The sequence below is a fragment of the Hyphomicrobium denitrificans ATCC 51888 genome, assembly GCF_000143145.1.
In the GTDB taxonomy this organism is placed as follows: domain Bacteria; phylum Pseudomonadota; class Alphaproteobacteria; order Rhizobiales; family Hyphomicrobiaceae; genus Hyphomicrobium_B; species Hyphomicrobium_B denitrificans.
The window spans coordinates 189,483-206,378 of record NC_014313.1; the positions used below are offsets into that span (position 1 = coordinate 189,483).

The 16,896-nt window shown below is 61.4% G+C and carries 14 protein-coding genes, 1 tRNA gene and 1 riboswitch; of the genes, 11 read left to right on the plus strand and 4 right to left on the minus strand.

Annotation, left to right across the window (positions count from 1 at the left end; genetic code table 11):
* Window positions 1-51: 51 nt before the first annotated feature.
* The 3 genes from HDEN_RS00920 (at window position 52) to HDEN_RS00930 (ending at window position 4,810) form a co-directional block, all read left to right on the plus strand.
* Window positions 52-411: a cupin domain-containing protein gene (locus HDEN_RS00920; RefSeq protein ID WP_013214239.1), complete on the plus strand. Its 360-nt coding sequence runs from the start codon at window positions 52-54 to the stop codon at window positions 409-411.
* 233 nt (window positions 412-644) lie between these two features.
* Window positions 645-3,842: a heterodisulfide reductase-related iron-sulfur binding cluster gene (locus tag HDEN_RS00925; RefSeq protein ID WP_013214240.1), complete on the plus strand. Its 3,198-nt coding sequence runs from the start codon at window positions 645-647 to the stop codon at window positions 3,840-3,842.
* Between the two features lie 2 nt (window positions 3,843-3,844).
* Complete coding sequence (locus HDEN_RS00930) at window positions 3,845-4,810, plus strand: electron transfer flavoprotein subunit alpha/FixB family protein (protein WP_013214241.1); 966 nt, start codon at window positions 3,845-3,847, stop codon at window positions 4,808-4,810.
* A gap of 616 nt (window positions 4,811-5,426) precedes the next feature.
* On the opposite strand, the gene HDEN_RS00935 is transcribed toward HDEN_RS00930, so the two are convergent.
* The 4 genes from HDEN_RS00935 to HDEN_RS00950 form a co-directional block, all read right to left on the minus strand.
* A complete protein-coding gene (locus HDEN_RS00935; RefSeq protein ID WP_013214242.1) occupies window positions 5,427-6,878 on the minus strand; it encodes a hypothetical protein in 1,452 nt (483 codons plus the stop codon).
* Window positions 6,879-7,335: 457 nt separating this feature from the next.
* Window positions 7,336-7,425 (minus strand) — tRNA-Ser (locus HDEN_RS00940).
* A gap of 295 nt (window positions 7,426-7,720) precedes the next feature.
* A complete protein-coding gene (locus HDEN_RS00945; RefSeq protein ID WP_013214243.1) occupies window positions 7,721-8,278 on the minus strand; it encodes a manganese efflux pump MntP in 558 nt (185 codons plus the stop codon).
* 78 nt (window positions 8,279-8,356) lie between these two features.
* Window positions 8,357-8,454: riboswitch (yybP-ykoY riboswitch) on the minus strand.
* A gap of 231 nt (window positions 8,455-8,685) precedes the next feature.
* A complete protein-coding gene (locus HDEN_RS00950; RefSeq protein WP_013214244.1) occupies window positions 8,686-9,729 on the minus strand; it encodes an Ntn hydrolase family protein in 1,044 nt (347 codons plus the stop codon).
* Between the two features lie 318 nt (window positions 9,730-10,047).
* Between HDEN_RS00950 and rplU the strand changes: the two genes are divergently transcribed.
* The 8 genes from rplU (at window position 10,048) to HDEN_RS00990 (ending at window position 16,797) form a co-directional block, all read left to right on the plus strand.
* Window positions 10,048-10,362 (plus strand): 50S ribosomal protein L21, encoded by a 315-nt coding sequence (gene rplU, locus HDEN_RS00955; RefSeq protein ID WP_013214245.1) that lies wholly within the window; start codon window positions 10,048-10,050, stop codon window positions 10,360-10,362.
* A gap of 30 nt (window positions 10,363-10,392) precedes the next feature.
* Window positions 10,393-10,665: a 50S ribosomal protein L27 gene (gene rpmA / locus HDEN_RS00960; protein ID WP_013214246.1), complete on the plus strand. Its 273-nt coding sequence runs from the start codon at window positions 10,393-10,395 to the stop codon at window positions 10,663-10,665.
* A 112-nt stretch (window positions 10,666-10,777) separates the two neighbouring features.
* Complete coding sequence (locus HDEN_RS00965) at window positions 10,778-11,299, plus strand: GNAT family N-acetyltransferase (protein ID WP_013214247.1); 522 nt, start codon at window positions 10,778-10,780, stop codon at window positions 11,297-11,299.
* Entirely contained in the window at window positions 11,296-12,336 is a 1,041-nt protein-coding gene (obgE, locus tag HDEN_RS00970) for a GTPase ObgE (RefSeq protein ID WP_013214248.1), read from the plus strand. Before HDEN_RS00965 ends, obgE begins: the two co-directional genes overlap by 4 nt.
* 84 nt (window positions 12,337-12,420) lie before the next feature.
* Window positions 12,421-13,518, plus strand: a complete 1,098-nt coding sequence (locus HDEN_RS00975) for a calcium:cation antiporter (protein WP_013214249.1) — start codon at window positions 12,421-12,423, stop codon at window positions 13,516-13,518.
* Window positions 13,519-13,669: 151 nt separating this feature from the next.
* Window positions 13,670-14,830 carry a glutamate 5-kinase gene (gene proB / locus HDEN_RS00980; protein ID WP_013214250.1) on the plus strand — a complete coding sequence of 387 codons (1,161 nt, stop codon included), beginning with the start codon at window positions 13,670-13,672 and terminating at the stop codon, window positions 14,828-14,830.
* Window positions 14,831-14,832: 2 nt separating this feature from the next.
* On the plus strand, window positions 14,833-16,119 hold the full coding sequence (locus tag HDEN_RS00985; protein WP_013214251.1) for a glutamate-5-semialdehyde dehydrogenase: 1,287 nt from the start codon (window positions 14,833-14,835) through the stop codon (window positions 16,117-16,119).
* 78 nt (window positions 16,120-16,197) lie between these two features.
* Window positions 16,198-16,797 (plus strand): nicotinate-nucleotide adenylyltransferase, encoded by a 600-nt coding sequence (locus HDEN_RS00990; RefSeq protein WP_013214252.1) that lies wholly within the window; start codon window positions 16,198-16,200, stop codon window positions 16,795-16,797.
* Window positions 16,798-16,896: the final 99 nt, after the last annotated feature.

A 16,896-nucleotide genomic window follows, 5' to 3' on the forward strand; every position in this document is an offset into this window, starting at 1 on the left:
ACTCCTTTCTTGGTGCATACTCCATCGTGTCAACACATTAGGAATAAGCCAATGACCATCACAGCATTCGGAAAATACTCAGCACCGAAATCAACGCCGATCACCGCCGACCTCGACGGTTGGAAGCCGATCGCCGGCACGCCCTCGATGAAGACGTGGATCGAAAACAAGACCGCCGACGGCAAGTTTTTGACCGGCTTCTGGGAAGCACAGCCCGGCACCTATCACGTCACCTATAAGGCCGACGAATTGATCCATCTGTTCGAAGGCAAGGTCACGCTGACGGAAGACGGCACCGGTAAGACCGCGCAGTTCTCGGCCGGTGACAGCTTCCAGATCGACGCCGGTTTCGTCGGCACCTGGAAGACGGAAGCAACGATCCGAAAGATCTTCGCCATCCGCATCGCGTGATGTGCTGTGCCGCTCCATCGCGAGGTGGAGCGGCCTTTCGTTTCCGAACAAACAACAAAGAAAAATCACGACGATTGGCGTGGCGCGGGCATCCGCGCCATTTGCCGGCAGGTGTCGTTTGCGCCCTGATCGGAGGAAGTCCGGCGGCGCGATAGCGATATCGCAAGGGCCGATGGCGTGCGGCGCAGCCAGAGATGAGCCGCTGACGGCGCCAGGCCAAAGAGGATAAATCGGTGGAATCGCGCGAGCTATTTTGGGGCATCAACACGCAGCAGCTGATCATGTTCTACATGCTCGGCACGCTGTCGATGGCGGTGTTCCTGTACGGGGCGTATGCGCATATCGCGAAGTACGCGCGTGGCAAGTCGCTGGTCGAGCCGCTTGAGCTTTACGACCGCGTCGTCCGTGGGCTGAAGGACATCTTCTCGCATCGCACGCTCAGGCGGCGCGATCGCTGGGCGGGCCTCGCGCACAAAGGCATCTTCTACGGCTATCTGTTCGGCGCCATCGCCACGACGCTCTATTTCATCGAGGTCGATCTTCTGAAGCCGCTGACGGGCATCACGTTCGTCAAGGGCAAGTTCTATCTGATCATGAGCCTGCTGCTCGATCTCGGACATCTGTGCCTGATGATCGGCCTCATCTACATGATCGTGCGCCGGGCGCTGATCAAGCCGAAGAAGCTCGACTACGTGCGCAACTATCGCGGCGAGACGGAACTGCGCTCCGTCGCCGAAGGCTGGCGCATCGAGGACTGGGTCTTCGTCGTTTCGCTGCTGCTCATCGAATGCTCGGGCTTCCTGCAGGAAGCCTGCGGCCTCATCATCGACAAGCCGGCATGGGCGGCGTGGTCGCCGGTGGGCCTCGCGCTATCGAAGGTGCTGACCGGCGCCGGCATGACGGAAGCCACCGCGATCTCCATCCGGCAGGCGAACTGGTGGATGCACGGCATCCTGGCGCTGACGTTCACGGCCGCGATCCCGTGGTACAAGGCGAAGCACATCATCTCCGCCGTCGGATCGCTGATCTTCCGCAACAAGCAGCCGCTGGCGCTGTTGCCGGGCGAGCCCAAGGACGCCGAGAAGGCGGGCATTTCCGCGATCGAGGACTTCACCTGGAAGGACATGCTGCATCTCGACGCCTGCACCAAGTGCGGCCGTTGCCATGAAGCCTGTCCGGCGCGGACGGCCGGATATCCGCTCAGCCCGCGCGACTTCATTCTCGATCTGCGCGCCTACAACGACGAGGCCAAGGGCTGCTCGTCACCGGCGCTCGATCTCGTCGGCGGCGTCATCGCGCCCGAGACGCTGTGGGCCTGCCGCACCTGCGGCGCCTGCCAGGAGATCTGCCCGGTCGGCATCGAACACCCGTCCCTCATCGTGCGCATGCGCCGGCATCTCGTCGAGCAGGGCACGATGGACCCCTTGCTGCGCAACACGATCGTGCAGATCGGCGACACCGGCAACAGCTTCGGCGAGAACTCGCGCAAGCGCTCGCAATGGACGAAGGCGCTCGAGTTCCGCGTCAAGGACATCCGCGAGGATGCCGCTCCGACGCTGTGGTTCGTCGGCGACTTCGCCTCCTTCGATCCGCGCAACCAGAAGGTCAGCCAGACGGTGGCGCGGCTCCTCAAGGCCGCACGCGAAGACTTCGCGCTGCTGCACGAGGGCGAGAAGACGGCGGGCAACGACGTGCGCCGCGTCGGCGAAGAGGGCCTTTACGAGGAACTCGCGAGCCACAACATCGAGCAGATGCAGGGCGCCAAGCCGTTCCAGCGCATCATCACCACCGACCCGCACAGCTACAACACGATCAAGAACGAGTACCCGGCCTTCGGCGAGGTCGCGCCGATCGAGCACTATTCGAGCGTGCTCGCCGACCTTCTGACCAGCGGCCGGCTCAAAGTCAAAAAGCCGCTCAACAAGCGCGTCACGTTCCATGACCCGTGCCATCTCGGGCGCCTGAACGGCGGCTACGACGCGCCGCGCAAGGTGCTGGAGCTGATCGGCTGCGAGCTGATCGAGATGCCGCGCAATCGCGACAACTCGTTCTGCTGCGGCGCCGGCGGCGGACGCATCTGGATCCCCGATACGCAGGGCACGCAGAAGCCCTCCGAGAACCGCGTGCATGAAGCGGCGGCGCTCAACATCGATATCTTCGTCACTTGCTGTCCAAAGGACCTGACCATGTTTGAGGATGCTCGAAAGACCGGCGGGCACGAGAAGGATTTCGTCGTCCAGGATCTGGCCGAGCTGGTCGCGGAAGCCATCGAGCTGAAGTCGCTTAACCTCAAGGATCTGCCGCCGCTCGCCGACCGTCTCGTCGCCGCGATCGCAACGCACATCTCGGATGCGGTGGCGACGAAGCTCGACGCCGTGATCTCGGCGCGGCTCGCGAGCCTGCCGGTGGCGGCCGCCCCCGTGGCGCTCGCTGCGGCGCCGGCTGCAACTGCGGCAGCCGTTGCGGACCAGGCTCCGGCGGCGACACCCACGCAAGCGCCCGCCGAAGCCGCGCCTGCACCCGAAGCGAAGGCTCCGGATGCTGCTCCTGCGGCTGCCCCCGCAGCACCGGCCGTCGAACAGAAGCTGACGCCGGTTTCGTGGGATGGACTGAAGCCCGTCACGCCGGCGACGTTCGCCGACTATCAGGCGCCGCCGAAGACCGGCCTGCGCATTCTCGTCACCATCAAGAACGTCGCCAAGCTCGGTGACGAATACGGCTTCACCGCCGACGGCCGCGACGTGCGCCGCGAGTTCATGGAGTTCTCCTTGAACGAGTGGGACGACGCGGCGCTCGAGGAAGCGCTCCGCTGCGTTGAGAAGCAGGGCGGCGGCGAAGTCGTGGCCGTCACGGTCGGCGACGGTGATGCCGATGCGTCGCTGCTCAAGGCGCTGGCCAAAGGCGCGCACCGGGCGGTGCGGATCTGGGACGACTCGCTCGCCAACGCCGATCCGATCACCATCGCGCGCGCCATCGCCGGCGTCGCGAAGGCGGAAGATCCCGATCTCGTGTTCTCCGGCGTGCAGTCGGGCGACCAGGCGCATGGCGCCACCGGCACCGCGCTCGCACGCATCCTCGACCTGCCGCACGCCGCCGTCGTCGTCGGCTTCGAGTGGGACGGCAAGGGACCGCTGAAGCTCGCGCGCGAACTCGAAGGCGGCCTCCGGCACAACTTCGATCTCAAGGCGCCGGCCGTCGTCGCCATCCAGACCGGCATCAACACGCCGCGCTTCGCGACCATGAAGATGGTCAAGCAGGCGAAGCAGAAGCCGCTCGTCGTCGTCAGCGGCGCGGGCGTCGTCGACGGCAGCGGCGGCTACGTCGTCAAGCGCATGTACATCCCCGAGCAGTCGAAAGCCGAGATGCTGACCGGCACGCCGGCGGAGATCGCGAAGTTCATCGCCAACCTCATTCGTGAAAAGAAGGGCTGATCATGGCCGGCATTCTCATCGTCGCCGAACATCTGAACGGCGTGGTTCGCGACATCACCCGGGAAGCGATCGGGGCGGCGCAGCAGGTGAAAGCGGGCCTCGGCGGTCCGGTCGTCGTCGCCGTCATCGGCAACGACATCGGCGCGATCGCCGACTCGCTCGACCTCGCGGGCGTCGACGAGATCGTGTCGGTCAAGGCGCCGGCCGATCACTTCGATCCGCACGTCTATGAAGAGTGCGTTCTGGAACTCGGCAAGACGTATCAGCCCGAGCTGATCCTGCTCGGCCATACCGTCAACGGCATGGCGCTCGCCGGGGCCATCGCGGCGCGGCTCGGCGCGGGCTTTGCGAGCGACGTGCTGGCGCTCTCGGCCGATGCCACCGGCCTGACCGCGACGCGCGGCGCCTACGGCAACAAGGTCAACCTCGAGGTGGCGTTCCCGGAACGCAAGATCGTCGTGCTGGCACTCCGCGGCGCGACGTATCCGGTGCCCGACGCCAAAGGCAGCGCCAAGCGCACGGCGATCGAGCCCAATCTCATCCAGGCCTCCGAGAGCATGCAGCACACGGGCTATATCGAAGCGCCGCAGTCGAACATCGATATCGCGAAAGCCGAATACATTCTCTCCGTCGGCCGCGGCATCCAGGAAAAAGACAACCTGCCGCGCTTCGAAGGGCTCGCCGACCGGCTCGGCTTCACGTTCGGCTGCTCGCGCCCGATCGTCGATTCCGGATGGCTGCCGAAGCCGCACCAGGTCGGGCAATCCGGCAAGGTCGCGAGCGCCTGCAAAGTCTACGTCGCGCTCGGCATCTCGGGCGCCGTGCAGCACCTCTACGGCATGAAGCACGTCGACACCATCATCGCCGTCAACACCGATCCAGAAGCGCCGATCTTCAACGTCGCAACGTACGGCGTCTGCATGGACATCTTCGAATTCGCAAAGGAGCTCGAAGCACAATTCAACTGATCACGGCACGATGAAGGTTGCCGGCGGCCAGGGAATTGAGTCTCCGGCATAAGCGAATTTTTGGATATGAGATCCCGGTGCTTTTCGGAGCAGCGGCGGTGAATCGCATTCTGTCTTCACTTCACAAGCTTCTTCCAGCTCCGACGGACGCTCTGAGTTGATCGGGCGAGAATAAAAAGCGTTCTGGGAGCGCCTTAAGCTCTGCGGTCGTCGGCGAGCATGGCGAAGAAAGCATCGTCGGTGCCGCTCAGCGGCGACGCGCGCCGAATAATTCAATCAGCGGTGTTTGGCGGGCCGAAGCCGATGAAACAGAGAACTACATCTACGCTATAGCCCTCCAAAATTGATGACGGAACGGCCATTATGCGGTGGAACCTGGAATGACCGCTTCTGGGCAGCGGATTTGGGAAGCCGCAATTTAGGTGGCTACAACACTTCGACCGCATCGTGCCTCAATTTTCGCCGCTCAGGGATAGGATGGGTCGCTCCCGAAAGAAGATATACGGTTGGTGCGGTCTCCGGCTCTCAACGCCGAGCAGGTTATTAGAGATACGTCGATTGACGCAATATATGCGAATGGCCGCCGCCGTGCCGCCGACGACCATTCATACGATAATCAGGCCACTGCCTTCTTTGCCCGATGCTTGAGCAACGCCTTCTCGAACTCGCCCACCGCAAACTCGTGGCTGGCTTGGTTCTTCGCGAGCTTCTGTGGGTCGAAGCGCGCCATGTCCAGCACCAAGCGGTAAGCGCCAGCGATATCGCGGAGATACTTCTTGAGGAAGGCCTTCGGTTCCGTGGCCCACACCACGCGGCCGTCCTCAATCTCCATCAAGCCTTTTAGGCCGTAAACAAGCGGCATGATCAGGCCGTCGGGATAACGGTAGTAGACTGGGCGGTTGAGATAGTGGGTCATCGGTTGTGTGGCCACATACGCCGCCTTGTCCTTGGCCGTCTCGCGTTTGACCGGGTCATACATTTTTACGATCGCGCTCGAACCGAAACGATAGTTGTTCGAGTTATAAGCTTCCGGGAAATCCTCATAGATCTGGTCATACAGCGTCGGCAGATCCGCGAGAATATCGAAGCAGCTTTTCACCGTGTCATTGTGCAGATCGTGTGTAGGCCCTTCCCCCGCAATCGGCGCCGACACTCCGGGATCGCGCATGAGCTTATCGAATTGCTTCGAACACTCCCCCTTGTTGCGATAGATGTTCTGCGGGGTGACGCTGATGTTCAGCGGCAGCAGATCCGCCTCATTTGCCTTGTTCAACGGGATCCACGACAGGGCAAGGAGGTCGCGAACTTTGATTGGGCGCGTTTCACTACTCTCCCATTCGTTGCTCTTCCACTCGACGCGGGCCGCAATCTTGGGATCTAGGCGGTCCCTGATCTCGGTGTAGAAGCCGAGCTTGTTCGACTTAGTTTCTTGCGTCAGCTGGGCGTTGTTATTACGAGCGGCGCAGATCTCCAGCACGGACATTTCAAACTGCTGGACGGCACGCACATCTTCAATGTCAGAAGGCACGAGAAGCTCAACCGGCACCAAAAAGTCGAAGCTCTCCTTTTCCTTCTCAAGCTCCTTACGGTATCCGGTCCAGAGTTCTTTCATTTCTTCCCACAGAGCGATGCGGGCAATTTCCTTCTCTTCGGCGACCGCCGAGAGCATGTGCAGGCCGATGGCCAGCATGTTGTGACCACCATCAAGGATGCCCTCGGAAGCGGGATCCTTGAATGCGAGTTCAAAGCGGTTACGCTGCAATGCCTCGTAGGTGGATGTGCCGATCAAGATCCCCTTGGATTTAAACGGGAACAGCTCGGGCGTCGTCTCCAGCGATTCCAGAATGGCGGTGGTCACGCTCCCGACCTTGGCCGCACGGGGGTTTGCTTCGAGAGAGACGTGATCGAACAGGCCGAAGAGGTCGCGCCCCCGGACGAAACCCGTGTAGCGCTTGATGCCTGCAATCGAATTCTCACTCGAGACGGAACTCAGCCGCTCTTCGTCACGCGAGTCCGGTTGCTCCGCGACCAGCGCGAAACGAATGATCAATTTGGGAGTATCAGTCATTTCCAGTCCTTCATCATAGAAGAGACTGGTCTCGGACCATCGGGCGCACGTGCATGCGCCAATGAAATTGGCACAGCCGATTGACTAGCTGCTTTGCAGCAGCACGATTGCCGAAACCATCTCAGGCTTCTTTTCAGCCTCTATCCAGAGGCGCAGTAACCATGATGAAGGCTGCAGCTTTTGTCAATCTCTCGGCGTCTGATGCTCGCCTCGTGCGGCGGTTGCTTTACCTCAGCCGCAGGCCGGATCCTAAAGAAAGTCGAAGTGTGAACGTCAGGTCTCTACGATGGTCGCTCAAAATCCGGTGGTCTGCCATCAACCCCGGTCAAGTCGAAAGCCGTCATCTCCACTCTCAAGATATATCGGGCTGTAGCGTAGAATGGGCGGTGTACTTCTCACCCGGCGGGATGTGGTGATCGGCGGCAATATCGCACTATAGATGGCAATCAGCGGTGTTTGGCGGAGAGGGAGGGATTCGAACCCCCGGTACCCTTGCGAGTACTCCGCATTTCGAGTGCGGCGCGATCGACCACTCTGCCACCTCTCCAAGCCTTTGATTTGCAATGATTGTTTCAGCATTCGAAGGTCTGGCAGTATTTTGCCAATGACTATCAGCTGACTATCAGTATCTGCAAACCCCACGTTTCCAGCGCAGTCGAAGTGGTCATCGAAGGCTGTAATTCGCAGCGGCGAGCGGCCCTCATATGACATGCTGCCGGTGCTGGCAAGCGCGCCTTTTCGATCCAGGCAAATCAAGCGCGTCAGGTGCTCGCGGTGACGGTCCCGTAGTGTGCCTTTTCCCACAACACTTGGGCTCTTCCGCTTGAGCCGTATGTCGTTTCCTAAGCCCCCAAATGATCAATCAAGATTGACAATCCAAGGCCAAAAAGTGCGATGCCGGCCACGGCCTCCGCAATGCGGCCAAGCCGTACGCCGATAAAGCGACCGATAATCATCCCACCAGACGACATGACAAACGTCGCCAAACCAATCGCAACGGCGATCACAAGAATATTCACGTCCAGAAATGCAAGTGAAACTCCAACGGCCATTGCGTCAAGGCTCGTGCCGATTGCTGTTGCCATCAACACCAAGAAGGAGCTTCCGGGTTCTTCTTCCTCCGGCTTTTTTGAGAAGGCCGCAAAAAGCATGTGAACGCCGACGGCGGAAAGCAGTCCGAACGCGATCCAATGGTCAATGGCAGTGACCAAGTTGCTAGCTGCGACCCCAGCTGCCCAGCCGATAACAGGTGTTATCGCCTCGACGACACCGAAGACAGCGCCGGTGCGCAAAGCCTCCGAGAACCGTGGTCGATTGAGCGCGGCACCGCGGCCAACCGAGACAGCGAATGCGTCTACGGACATGCTCAAAGCAAGCACGATGATTGCGAAAGGGGACATGAGGAATCAGCCTACGGACAATCGACCGGGTGCTCCCTCGTTCGTCCGTATGGAACGAGTTTTCACCACGGTCTTGCCGGGCCGACTAATTCGGCTGATTGCGCCACGCGCACTTGCGCGAGCTTGTTGACGCGATCCCGCAGATGAAGCGGTGGCTACTCCCCGATGCGCTTGAGATAAGATAAGCAACCAATAAAGTCAAATTACATCAAATACTTAAGTGCACTTAATAGTCATTTGCAAGTGGCGCTGTCGCCTGAGATGAGGTGCGCGTTGTGTGAAGCGACAGGCGTGCTTCGGACGTTCGACGCAGCGGCAGCTGAAGAATAATGAGCTAGCAAGCGGTCGCTCAGAGTGCGGCGCGACCGATATCTTTGCCGCCTCTACTTTGCGCGTCAGGCAAGCGGTCAGGCTGCTGGACGCCAAGTCAAATCGAGCGTTGTCGTCGCGGGGCCGGCCGCCTCGTAGCCGCGCGCGATCATGCGGCCTTCGCTGGCATCGGCAACCATCGCGAGCCGCGTCTTGTCGTTCAGGATGGGTGGTGTGAGCCAGCGGAATTCCGGATCAAAGGACGTGTCCACGTCGCGCATGAGGCAGGCGCGATCAGTGCTTTGATCGCCGCGCGGATGTCCGTGCCAATCCGGCGTTTCCCAATGATTGGCGGCGACGTGCGCGCCGTCCCTGGCACGAGCGTCATTCTCGGTGCGCTCAATCACGGTCGTCTCAGAGGGGGCGAGCCCCGCGAGCGTGAAGATGGCCGGTGTGGAAATCGGTTCATCGATCAGCATGCGGCGGGCTTCGGCGAAATCGCGCGCCTCTTCCGCAACTTTGCGCAGCAGGTGGGCGGGCGTCGGGTGCGGCATATGCCAGACGCGGCGGCGATTGGCGGCCCAGTCGAGATAAAAGAGGCCCGTCGCCTTGCGCATCGGAGGTTGATTGATCGCCGCTGAAAAGCGGCCGGGAGCCATGACCTGCAGAACACCCGTGTATCCGGGCCAGGTCAGCAGCGAGAATGGTCCAGCGTCGGCGCCAGTCACTTTCGCGCAGACGAGGTTGGCACCGAGGCCCGGCGCCTTCCAGTCCAGAACCCTGACGAGGCGCGCCGACCGGCCATCAGGAGAGGGTGCTGCGCGGCAGGTGCAGGCCCATTCGTAATTGACGGAGAAAAAGTAGGCTCCAGGGCGGCCGAGCGTGCGGGCGATCTCATCGATTTCGGGAAGATGGCGGTTGTTCCAGCGCGCGAGCCAGGCACGGGACACCTTGTCGAGGGCCGTCAGCGCGCTGCGCGGATAGCGCCGCGATGCGGCATCGAGCAGGGCATGCGTTCGGTCTTCGAAGGCGCGGAGCGTTGCGAGCGGGAAATCGCGTCCGGTATCGAGAACGGGAATTTCGTTGAGGCTGGGTCCACGCGCGCGAATTGCAGCTGCATCGTGTTGAAGCTGTGCCTGCATCGCGTTTCCCGGCTTTCCTCTTGAATGGTCCGGCAGTCTGGCGGCCGGCTTTGCCTATCGCGAGTGAAAATGGTTACTGGGTGGCGCTTTTGCGAGGAGCAGCGAGGCCGCTCAAACAAAAAGCGAAACGCCGCATGGCGATTGACAAGGTGCCTCAGTTCGACAATAAACCGCCACTCGCAGGCGGGATAAAAGTTCCGCCTTCAATGCGCTGCCCGAGGCTCATGCTGATAAATTCGGCATCACTCTGAAAGTCCATCGTTTTTCGATGGCGCCACAGGGCGCGGAAACAGGCCAAGAAGGCCGGAAGGATTGAACATGTACGCTGTCATCAAGACGGGCGGCAAGCAATACCGCGTCTCCAAGGACGATGTCGTCACGATCGAACGGGTTGCCGGCGACGCCGGAGCCACCGTTGAATTCGACCAAGTGCTAATGGTCGGCTCGGGCGCCGACGTTAAGATCGGTGCACCGATCATTTCAGGCGCGAAGGTCGTTGCAGAGCTTGTCGAGCAGTCGCGCGGGCCGAAGCTCATCGCATTCAAAAAGCGCCGCCGCAAAAATTCACGCCGCAAGAAGGGACACCGTCAGGACCTTTCGATCGTGCGTATTACCGATATCACCGGCGCGTAACGAGCCGCCGCTTCATTCGAGGATTCTGAAATGGCACAGAAAAAAGCAGGCGGCTCGACGCGTAACGGCCGCGATTCCGAGAGCAAACGTCTCGGCATCAAACGCTACGGCGGCGAGTACGTCATTCCCGGCAACATCCTTTGCCGTCAGCGCGGCACGCAGTGGCATCCGGGTTCGGGTGTCGGCATGGGAACCGACCACACGATCTTCGCAGTCGAAGAAGGTACGGTCGAGTTCGATACCAAGCGCAACGGCCGCATCTATATCTCGGTCAAGCCGGCGAAGGTTGTCGCGGCCGAGTAAGCCGCGAGACCAGATTGCTGCGAATTCGGGGATGGCGCTGCCGTCCCCTTTTGCTTTTCTGGCGGCGGCCTCGTATCCCTTTTCGCCACACACGTTCGTTTAGTTGTCAGAAATGCAGACCGCCCGCCTTCGCCTCAGAGCCGTTGTCGACAGTGATGCCGCCCGGATCGCCGATCTCGCGGGTGACTGGGATGTCGCGAGCATGACTGGGCGCATTCCCTATCCCTACTCGGCGGATGCCGCGCAGCATTGGATCAGCGGCGTGGAAGAGGGCGAACAGGTTTTCGGGATCGAACGCGACGCAGAGTTCATCGGTATTTGCGGCTTCACGATCGATGCCAACGGCGACGCCGAGCTTGGCTATTGGATCGGCAAGCCGTATTGGGGACATGGGTATGCGACCGAAGCGGCGAGCGCCGTGATGGCTTATGGATTCACCAAGGCGGGCGTCAGGCGGTTCGTTTGCAGGCATCTCGCCGGCAATCCCGGCTCGGCGCGCGTGATCCAGAAGCTCGGCTTCAAGTACGTTGGAGATTCCACCGGCTGGTGCGAAGCTCGCCAGTGCGAGCTTCCAGCGCTGAGCTATGAACTGCGCAGGCCGTGGACGATGGCCATTCGAGCTTTGGCGTCATGAAATTTCTCGATCAAGCCAAGATTTACATAAAGTCCGGCGCTGGCGGCAACGGCTGCGTCGCGTTTCGGCGTGAGAAGTTCATCGAGTTCGGCGGGCCGAACGGCGGCGACGGCGGTAATGGCGGCGACGTCTGGGTCGAGTGCGTGCAGAACCTCAACACGCTCATCGACTACCGTTATCAGCAGCATTTCTCGGCGCAGAGTGGTACGCCCGGCATGGGGCAGAATCGAGCGGGTCCGAACGGGCGCGACTGCACCGTCAAGGTTCCACCGGGTACGCAGGTGTTCGCGGAAGACGGCGAGACGTTGCTTGCGGATCTGACGGAGCCCGGCGCGCGCGTTCGTCTCGCCAAGGGCGGCAACGGCGGTTTCGGCAACGCGCATTTCAAAAGCTCGACGAACCAGGCGCCGCGTCATGCCAATCCCGGACAGCCGGGCGAAGAGCTGACGATCTGGCTGCGGTTGAAGCTGATTGCGGATGCTGCGCTCGTCGGTTTGCCGAACGCCGGAAAATCGACGTTTCTCGCGACCGTCAGCGCCGCGAAGCCGAAGATCGCAGATTATCCGTTCACGACGCTTCACCCGAACCTCGGAGTCGTGCGCGCAGGGGACGTCGACTTCGTCCTCGCCGACATTCCGGGGCTGATCGAGGGTGCGAGCGAAGGCGCGGGTCTTGGCGACCGGTTCCTTGGGCATATCGAACGCTGCCGCGTTCTTCTTCATCTCGTCGATGCAACTTCGGCGGATGTGGCGGGCGACTACAAGACCGTGCGCCGGGAACTCAAAGCCTACGGCGGGGCTCTTGAGAAGAAGAAAGAGATCGTCGCTCTTTCAAAGATCGATGCGCTGGATGAGGAGACGCTTGCGGAACGGCGCGAAGCTTTGAAGAAGGCGGCGCGCAAGACGCCTCTGCTACTGTCTGCGGTGTCCGGTGCGGGCATCAAGGAAGCGCTGTTCGCGCTGACGCGTGAAATCTCGCGCAAAGATGCGGCGGAGGATGATGAGGATCGCGACGCAAGCGGGGCGTGGCAGCCGTAAACAACTTTACGCTTTGTCTTGCGAGATGCACGCAAGTCGCGCACAATCACTCATCCGCCTTTAATCCTCATCAAAAGAGCATCAATGGTTCATTCGACGCGAACGCCGGCTTGGTCGTGGGCACTGCCGATTGTTGGGGTAGCGCTTTTCGCGTTCGCGACATGGGTCGGTTTTGGCGATGATTTTGCGTCGGATCCCCTCGGTATCGCTATAGCGATCATCCTGATCCCTCTTCTTATGGGCGCTGTATTTTCGGCGGTCTATCATGCGGAAGAGGTTGCACACCTCACCGGTGAGCCTATTGGAACCCTGGTTCTGACGATGGCCGTGACGGTGATCGAACTCGCTTTGATCGTGTCCCTCATGCTGACCGGTAAGGCGGCGCCGACGCTGGTGCGCGATACCGTGTTCTCCGTGGTCATGATCATTACGACAGGGCTCGTGGGCGCGTGTCTTCTCGTCGGCGGCATTCGATATCGCGAGCAGTCGTTCGACGTGACCTCGGCTAAGATCTATCTAGCCATGCTGCTCGTCTTGACGACGCTGTCGATCATCCTGCCGAATTATACCAGCTCGGCTCCGGGCCGCCTGTACTCGACAAGCCAGCTGGCGTTCATGAGCTTCGCGATCATCGCGCTCTATGCTGTCTTCGTCTTTACGCAGACGGTTCGGCACCGGGATTATTTTGCCGGAGATTACGATCCGCCCGATCCCAATGCGGAGACGGGCGGGAAACTGATCCGTTCGATCCTCTTTCTCTGCGTCGCGCTCGTTGCCGTCGTTGTGCTCGCTAAGCTGTTCGCAATTGAAGTGAACGCCGCCGTCTCGGCTGTCGGCGCCCCACCGGCGTTTAGCGGCGTCGTGATCGCGTTTATCGTGCTGTTGCCGGAGTCGATCGCGGCGATCCGGGCGGCAAGCCGCGATAATCTGCAGAAAAGCATCAATCTGGCGCTGGGGTCGTCATTGGCGACGATCGGGTTGACGATCCCGGCAATCGCTGCGGCCAACATCATTCTGCAAAAGCCCCTCATTCTCGGACTCGATCCGCGGGACATGGCGCTCGTCGTGATGACGCTTGGCGCCAGCATCCTGACATTCGGCACCGGCCGGACGAATGTGCTTTTCGGCTTCCTGCATCTGGTGCTGTTCGGCACGTTCCTGTTCTTCGCCGTGGTCCCCTAAGGCGGGCTTGCGGGCAGTTAATTAGGTAAAAATTGACGTGGCGGGCTGATATGCGGCATCGGCCTCTTGCCCGAATGCGCGCATTTACAGATAAGCACGCGATGCTCCGGTGCCTCGCGCATCGGGGTTCGAATTTCAATCCGGGATTGTCATGATCCGCGCTCCGCAGTCCGCCGCTACGATCGCTACCGCGCGCCCTGAATGGGCAAAGGCGCGGCGCATCGTCGTGAAAATCGGTTCGGCGCTGCTGGCGGACAAAAGCACCGGCCGCATCAAGGCGGACTGGCTCAATTCGTTCATGGACGATGTCGCCGAGCTTGCACGCGCCGGCAAGGACATCGTGCTTGTGTCGTCGGGCTCCATCGCGCTGGGCCGGCATGTGCTGAAGCTGCCGAAGGGTCCGCTCGAACTCGAGCAGAGTCAGGCGGCGGCATCTGTCGGGCAGATCAGTCTCGCGCATGCCTATCAGGAACTCGCGGCCGCGCGCGGTCTGACGGCGGCGCAGATTCTTCTAACGCTCGGTGATACGGAAGAGCGGCGGCGGTATCTCAACGCGCGTAACACCATTGAAGTTCTGCTGGCGCTGAAGGCCATTCCGGTCGTCAATGAAAACGACACGGTCGCGACGGCGGAAATCCGCTACGGCGATAACGACAGGCTGTCGGCGCGCGTCGCGTCGATGGTGTCGGCGGATTGTCTCGTGCTGCTGTCGGATGTCGACGGCCTCTATACCGCGCCTCCGGCTGACGATCAGAACGCCAGGCACATCCCGCTCGTGACAGAGATCACGCCGGAGATCGAGGCGATGGCCGGCGATGCCGGGACCGAGCTTTCCAAAGGCGGCATGAAGACGAAAATCGAGGCGGGCAAGATCGCGCTCTCGGCCGGTACCGATATGGTCATCACGACCGGCAAGGTTCTTCATCCGCTCAAGGCGATCTCGGACGGCGCGCGGGTCACGTGGTTCGTCGCCAATTCGGATCCGGTGACGGCGCGAAAGCGTTGGATTTCCGGGCAGCTCGAGCCGAGCGGCCACGTTTACCTCGATGCAGGCGCCGAGAAGGCTCTCACATCGGGAAAAAGCCTTCTGCCGGCGGGTGTCACCCGCATCGACGGCAACTTCGACCGCGGCGATGCGGTTACGATAAGATCGGCGGACGGCCGGGAACTGGGCCGGGGCCTTGTCGCCTATGCGGCGGACGATGCGCGACGTATTATGGGCAAGCGTTCGAGCGAGATCGCCGCGATCCTCGGGTTCAAGGGGCGCGCGACGCTGATCCATCGGGACGATATGGCGCTGACGAGGAAATGAGTATGAACAAACCGGAGCGCATCGAAAACGAGACCGCCGAGCTGATGCGCGGCATCGGACAAGCAGCTAAGGCTGCGAGCCGCAGGCTTGCGATCGCGACGCCGGAGGAAAAGAACGCGGCGCTTATCGCTGCGGCGAAAGCTCTGCGCGCGGCGACGCCCAAAATCCTTGCGGCGAACGCGCAGGACATCGAAGCTGCGAAAGCTGCTGGTCGACCGGCTGCGTTCGTCGATCGGCTGCTGCTCAACGAGAAGCGCATCGACGGCATCGCTGTCGGTCTTGAAGAGATCGCGGCACTTCCCGATCCCGTCGGAACCGTGCTGGCGGAATGGACGCGGCCCAATGGTCTCAAATTTCAGCGCGTGCGCGTGCCGCTCGGAACGATCGGCATCATCTACGAAAGCCGTCCGAACGTAACGGCCGATGCAGGCGCGCTGGCGCTGAAGGCCGGGAACGCGGCGATCCTGCGCGGCGGTTCGGAAAGCCATCATTCGAGCGTCGCGATCCATGCCTGCCTGGTTGAAGGCCTGCGCGCTGCGGGATTGCCCGAAGCCGCGATCCAGCTCGTTCCGACGACGGATCGCGAAGCGGTCGGCGCGATGCTGCGCGGCCTGGATGGGTCGGTCGATGTCATTGTACCGCGCGGCGGCAAAGGGCTGGTAGAGCGCGTGCAGAGCGAGGCCCGCGTTCCGGTCTTCGCGCATCTCGAAGGCATCTGTCACACCTATGTCGATCAGGGCGCGGACATGAAGATCGCCGTGCCGCTGGTCGTCAACGCCAAGATGCGGCGCACGGGAATTTGCGGCGCGACCGAGTGCCTGCTCGTCGACAAGAATGCGCGTACCGATCTCTTGTCGCCGATCGTCAAAGCCCTGCTCGACGATGGTTGCGAAGTGCGTGGCGACGAGGCGACGCAAAAGGTCGATCCTCGCGTGAAGGCGGCTCAGGCCGATGACTACGGCAAGGAATTTCTCGATGCCGTTATCGCGGTGAAAACCGTCGACGGAGTCGACGGCGCCATCGAGCACATCGCGCGCTATGGTTCGCAGCACACCGACGCGATCATCACGGAATGCGAAGCGACGGCCGAACGGTTCCTGAACCGCGTCGACTCCGCGATCGTTCTCGTCAACGCATCGACGCAGTTCGCCGACGGCGGCGAGTTCGGCTTCGGCGGCGAGATCGGCATCGCGACGGGCAAGATGCATGCGCGTGGGCCGGTCGGCGTCGAGCAGCTGACGAGCTTTAAGTACAAGGTGCGAGGCACCGGCCAGACGCGGCCGAAGTAGCGCTACGGATGAGGCACGTCTGATTTGACGCGAAAGATTCCGCAGCAGAGTTTTGGATCGCTTCGCGTCCATCCGCCGATGTGCCTTCCCGGTCAACGGATCGGGATCATGGGTGGCTCTTTCAATCCGCCGCATGCTGGGCATCGCATCGCCGCCGAAGCCGCGATGAAGCGTCTGGGGCTCGATCAGCTGTGGTGGCTGATCACGCCAGGCAATCCTCTCAAGTCGCGCAATGGTCTGTCGGCGCTGGATGGGCGCATGGCATCGGTCCGGCAGTTCGCCGTCGGTCCGAAAATGAAAGTAACGAGCTTCGAGCGCGAACTCGGCACGAGTTTCACGGCCGCGACACTGGCGTATTTGAAGCGGCGGCATCCTGGCGTGCGCTTCGTGTGGGTGATGGGTGCCGACAATCTCGCGTTCTTCGACCGATGGCAGCATTGGCGGAGCATCGCCGATCTGATGCCGATCGCAGTGGTGGACCGGCCCGGCTGGCGGTTACGAGGCCTGTCGTCGCCAGCCGCTCTCGCGCTTTCGCGCTGGCGCATTCCTGAATCCGAGGCGCGTGGACTGGCTGCCAGAAAGCCGCCGGCCTGGACGCTGTTGACGATCCGCCTTTCCGACCTTTCGTCGACCGCGCTGCGCAGCGCCGCGCGCTCTGCGTCAGAGCACGTCAGTTAAGCCATTAAAATTTATGACGTTTTCACAACAGACGGCTTCCGGAATTCATTTGCGGGCCGAGGCGACGCCGTTTAATATATCGCTAACCCGGAATCGGCC